The organism is Bartonella sp. MR168JLCBS, from assembly GCF_042194175.1.
Genome location: NZ_JBHIMP010000031.1, coordinates 1 through 5,257, shown reverse-complemented (window position 1 = coordinate 5,257; position 5,257 = coordinate 1). Strand labels below are relative to the sequence as shown.

Annotated in this window: 4 protein-coding genes; all 4 read right to left on the bottom strand. The window is 37.2% G+C overall.

The window, feature by feature from the left end; all coding sequences use genetic code 11:
* Window positions 1–622 (bottom strand): ABC transporter substrate-binding protein (locus tag ACFIK8_RS08730; protein WP_375636736.1); only part of this gene is annotated, 622 nt, incomplete at its 3' end.
* A 1,626-nt stretch (window positions 623–2,248) separates the two neighbouring features.
* Window positions 2,249–2,875 (bottom strand): DNA-3-methyladenine glycosylase I, encoded by a 627-nt coding sequence (locus ACFIK8_RS08725; RefSeq protein WP_375636738.1) that lies wholly within the window; start codon window positions 2,873–2,875, stop codon window positions 2,249–2,251.
* A complete protein-coding gene (xseA, locus tag ACFIK8_RS08720; RefSeq protein ID WP_375636740.1) occupies window positions 2,853–4,283 on the bottom strand; it encodes an exodeoxyribonuclease VII large subunit in 1,431 nt (476 codons plus the stop codon). The genes ACFIK8_RS08725 and xseA overlap by 23 nt, the downstream gene beginning before the upstream one ends.
* A gap of 403 nt (window positions 4,284–4,686) precedes the next feature.
* Window positions 4,687–5,257: ABC transporter substrate-binding protein (locus tag ACFIK8_RS08715; RefSeq protein WP_375636742.1), on the bottom strand; the 571-nt coding region annotated here is incomplete at its 5' end.

Sequence of the window (5,257 nt, the reverse complement as noted above, 5' to 3'; positions counted from 1 at the left end):
TTTTCAAATACTGATTTCCCAAATCACCATTTTTTTCGTGTTTCATGATCGTCTTACGATCAAGCAAAGCTGTTGCACGACTCGCAACAACATTATTCAGAATGAGCTCTGCTGGATAAGGCTTATCAAATTTCATCACCACTGTTTTCTCATCAACAGCTTGCAAAGCATCATTAACATTTTGTTCTGTAATTCCATATTCATTAAAAATTGCTGCATTAGCCATCTGCAATTTGACAATCCGCTTCATACCCCAAACAAGATCATTGGCATTGGCTGATCTACCATCGTTAAACTTTAAACCATCACGCAAATGAAAGGTAATCACCGTACTGTGATCATCACCTGAAACATCCCAATGAGTTGCTAAAGACGGAACTATTTTTGTTGGATCATCTGTCGCAGTACTGACCAAATTATCACAAACATTTCCAATAATTTCACTTGCATAAACATCATTGCTTTGGGCAGGATCAAATGTACTGATTGCATCAAGATTCCAAGCCATCACAAGAGTATTAGCCGGTGTTTTTGCTGAAACCTGTTGTACAACTACTCCCAGTGCCACAAGAGCAGCAACAAGAGAGCTGCTACTTTTCAATATTGTTTTCTTCGAGTTCATAAACGTTTCCCTTTATTTATTTTTTATTAATTAATGACGCTGAAATAACATGGCAAATTTATAATTATACACATTGAACAAATACATTCTAATCGCCTATACAGAGTCATCTACTTTATAAATTCATTGACTTACATCTCAATCAAACCATAGCGAACATGAAATATATGTTTTGCTAACCAGTATCACATTCTTTCATAACCTTTCTTTGCATACGATAATGCCGTATACCAGCCCCATTAATCATCAAAACGATAAGCCTTGTAGCCCCCAAAATGGTAAGCTTTTAAAAAAATCATTGCGCAAAAATTTATGAATTCACCATTCTATTCCTTTAGGCGGTATTTAAAATAAAATATGCAAACTTTAAAAATCGTCATTCTCCTCAAACACTCAATTTCAAGATGCGGTGCATCTTTACTACATGATCAAAACTGCACTAAAATAGCAGAAAGGCATAAGAAAAGATCTTTTCTAAAACTCTACCCCCCCCCACAAAAATCTGCTTAATCTTTTGAAAACCAAGTGTCAAAAGCTTTACGTTTTTACCAACAAAACCAAACACGTTAACAAAAACAAAGAAACAATGAGAATAATCACCCCTTCCAAGCTTTGTCTTTTGAGAGATAAAGCTTGCAATAAAAGAATACACACTAAAATGCACTTCTCTATTGATAAAAACAAAATTCATCAGACTACCCCCCAAAGACATAACGAATATGAACCCTTCTAAACTTTAGTGCGCATCATTGCTTTACCACTATAAAAATAGAACAGAAAACAACATACTGCAACAAAACTCTTGTTTCCAGCAGAAACATACAGAGATTCAACTAAGCAATGTAGTGGATACAAGCCTGCCTGAGCTTAATCACCTTCCCAAAAATGGAGCGCACACGCGGCAAGATCACTCTCTAATAAGAGAAAACTATCAGATAATAAAACCCAACACAAGCAGCTTGAGTCATTTAACTTTAATTTTTCATCGCTGCATTTTATTTTTATTGCCTAGGTAAGTATTGGACAATCGACCTACACACAAATAAACCAACTACCATACAACCAAAGTAAAATATAACAATGCAACAACAGCACGCCCTCTAAAAACCACTTTGCATTCGTCAATAAACATGAATAAAATATTCATTACTTATTATAACGGTCATGTCTATTAACAGAAATAAAAACACCTCTTCTGAACCATTTCAAATGCCAAAGACTGTTGCACAACATTGAACGCTCGTAAAGTGTGTGATGGTGCCGATTTGCTCCGTCATAAGCGTGAAGATGGAGTGCACAATGGATTGACTATTATACCATTCATGGGCTGCGTCGCAAAATGGGCTTTGATACACTAGATGTTTCTTTAAAACATACAAGACATTACCATTATCTAACTTCAGATACATGACAGTTAAGGTATCACTCCTTTTTGCATCTATTTTTTCATCCTCAAAATTATACCTTTATCGTTTTGAGTGCCAACAATAGTAGGAAATCGTTGATATTGTATAGTTTATATATTTTAATTATCTTATACAGTGGAGTTGTATAATCTATACATTTATTAAACAATTCAATTATTATCCTATTGATCATTACCCTTACAAAAGAACGTTGGCTAATTTATCGACAAAAACATCCTTCAAGATGATCATTAACAATCCCTACGGACTGCATAAAAGCATAACAAATTGTGGGACCAATAAATGTCCAGCCACGTTTCTTCAAGTCTTGAGAAAGACGAAGAGAAGCAGGGGTTGTAGGATGAGCCGACAGTGTTTGAAAGTCTATCTTTTCATAACGCTCTGATTGTGGTGGCTGAAAAGACCAAAAATAGCGGGACAAGCTCCCCCACTCTGTTATAATTTCCTGTGCTCTAAGTGCATTATTAAGCACTGATTGAATTTTTCTTTGATGGCGAACAATGTCTTTATTCTGCATTAACATTTGCACCTTTAGCTCATCATAATGAGCAATCTTTTCAAAGTCAAAGTGATCAAATGCAATGCGAAAAAAAGAGCGTTTTTTTAAAATTGTAAACCAAGAAAGCCCCGCTTGGAAACCTTCAAGACAAATTTTTTCAAACAAACAGATATCCTCAAAAACAGGTTTTCCCCATTCGTTATCATGATAAGCACAATAAAGTGGATCCGTTCCAGCCCATGCGCAACGAACTTTTCCATCCACTCCCTTAAGAAGACCTTCCGCAAGCATGGCATTAACCGTATTAAAAGAGAGTTCCTTGATCATCGTTTGGCGGCTTTATCTGCTTGTGTTTTGAACGTTTAGAAAAAATAGGTTCTTGTATTGCAACACTGATATCACCATCAAAAAAGCGTAAATTTATTTGCCCTGTTTCAGGAAACTGAGTCAACCGTTTAACGGGCTTATTATCTTGCCCCAAAGCCAAAACAAAACCACGCTCTAAAATATTCTGATAAGAAGTGCTTTTTAAAAGTCTGAATGCAAGCTCCATTTGGGCACGTTGTTTTTCCACACTACGCACAAAAGCACGATGAAGGCGCGCCGTATATTCCTTTGTATTGCGTTGTGCTTTTTCACTATTTAACAAACGTAGCGAAAGACGTAAACGAAGAGTATGAAAAGAAAAACATTTTTTATCGTAGCTCACACAAAGAGCACGCTGTAATCGATTTGAAATTTCATCAAAACCACGCCGTGGTAGAGCAAAAAGTTGGTCGACAGTGGGAAGACCACGTCTGGCTGCACGCAACTTTTGTTGATGAAAATCAAAAGAACGTACAAGTCCCTTGCGCAAACGTGCCCCAAGAGACGCAACACACACTTCAAGATCAAGCTTAACGGGAACAGCCTTTTCTGCAGCTCCTGTAGGAGTTGGAGCACGCCAATCAGCGACATAATCAATCAAAGTCCAGTCCGTTTCATGCCCAACAGCAGAAATAACGGGAAGAGCAGAAGCATAAACAGCACGAACAACAGCTTCATCATTAAACCCCCACAAATCTTCTAAACTTCCCCCTCCTCGTGCAACAATAATAAGATCAGGTTTTGGAATAAGTCCTCCTAGAGCAAGAGCATTAAAACCTTCAACAGCAACAGCTACCTCTCTCCCACTTGTTTCCCCCTGAACACGTACAGGCCAAACCAAAATATGTAACGGAAAACGATCGGATATACGATGAATAATATCACGAATAACAGCACCTGTTGGTGATGTGACAACGCCTATAATTCGAGGCATATAAGGCAAAGGTTTTTTCTTTGCTTCATCAAATAAGCCTTCTTCCACAAACTTTTTCTTACGATTTTCAAGAAGTGTCATCAAAGCACCAACCCCCGTTGGTTCAAGAGCCTCAATGACAATTTGATATTTCGATGATCCTGGATAAGTTGTAAGTTTACCAACAGCAACCACTTCCATCCCTTCTTCAGGAGGAAATTTGAGCTTTTCCATCACTCCACGCCAAATAACAGCTTCCAACCGTGCCTTATCATCTTTTAAAGCAAAATAAGCATGTCCCGAAGCATGAGTACCACGGTAACCTGATATCTCCCCACGCACCCGTACATAACCAAACTTTTCTTCAACAACACGCTTTAGAGCTCCTGCTATTTCGGAAACAGTAAATTCTGCCACATTTGTTATACCTGTTTTTTCACTAAACAACCTTACCATTTTTCAATTCTTTACGCCCGTTTCTGTGAAACTTTTTGAAACAACACAATCTTTAAAATTTTTATTTATAGCTTCATCAAAATACCCATAACACCGGCTAGAACAAGCTTATATTTTGAATTTCAAACCGATTATCCGAGTTATAAAAAAAGCTTGGAGCCGTTGTATGGGGATCTCCAAAGTTATTATTCCATCCGAAAGCCGTATCAATAGAAGTTAAAATATTCAATCTTAACATCCACACAAACACATCTTTCATAAGAATTCCTGAAATAAAATTCTCTACACAACATAGTAATCCATTCCCGATAAAATTCAACGTATTGCAAAGTGTTAAAGAGCTTTGCAATACATCAAATATATCATGATCATGTTTTTTATATTTTATAAACCTGATACCTTCTTATTTTTCAATTGCACTATAAAAAATACGTGGGGCACTATTCCAAACCCATTTTTTGACATCAGGTGTCATCGCTATTGTGTGATACGTCTGATAGATAAAAGCATAAGGTCCTTTCTGCATAAATTCACGTTGCAAATCAGCATACATTTGCGCCCGTTTTTTGGGATCTTTTTGAAACAACGCATCTTGAACCTTTTGATTCATAGTTTCGTCCAAATACCCATGGCACCAACTCGCATAGCCTGTATTTTTAGCCTCAAGCCGATTATCAGGATTGTAAATAAGGCGTGAAGCCATTGTATGAGGATCCGCAGAATCATTATTCCATCCGAAAAAAATCGTATCAAAAGTACGTGCAGATAGTTTTGAAAATAACTGCGTGCCCACAAAACGTTCAATTTTAAAACGTACCCCAACCTTTTTTGCATTGTCTTGAAGGGACTGAGCAATAGGCAAAGCAAAAGGATAAGGAGAAGTACCAGCAAAAATACTGGCCTCAAAACCATCCGGATAACCTGCCTCTGTTAAAAGTTCCTTTGCTTTTTGGAGATCAAGTTTAAAGGGTTGT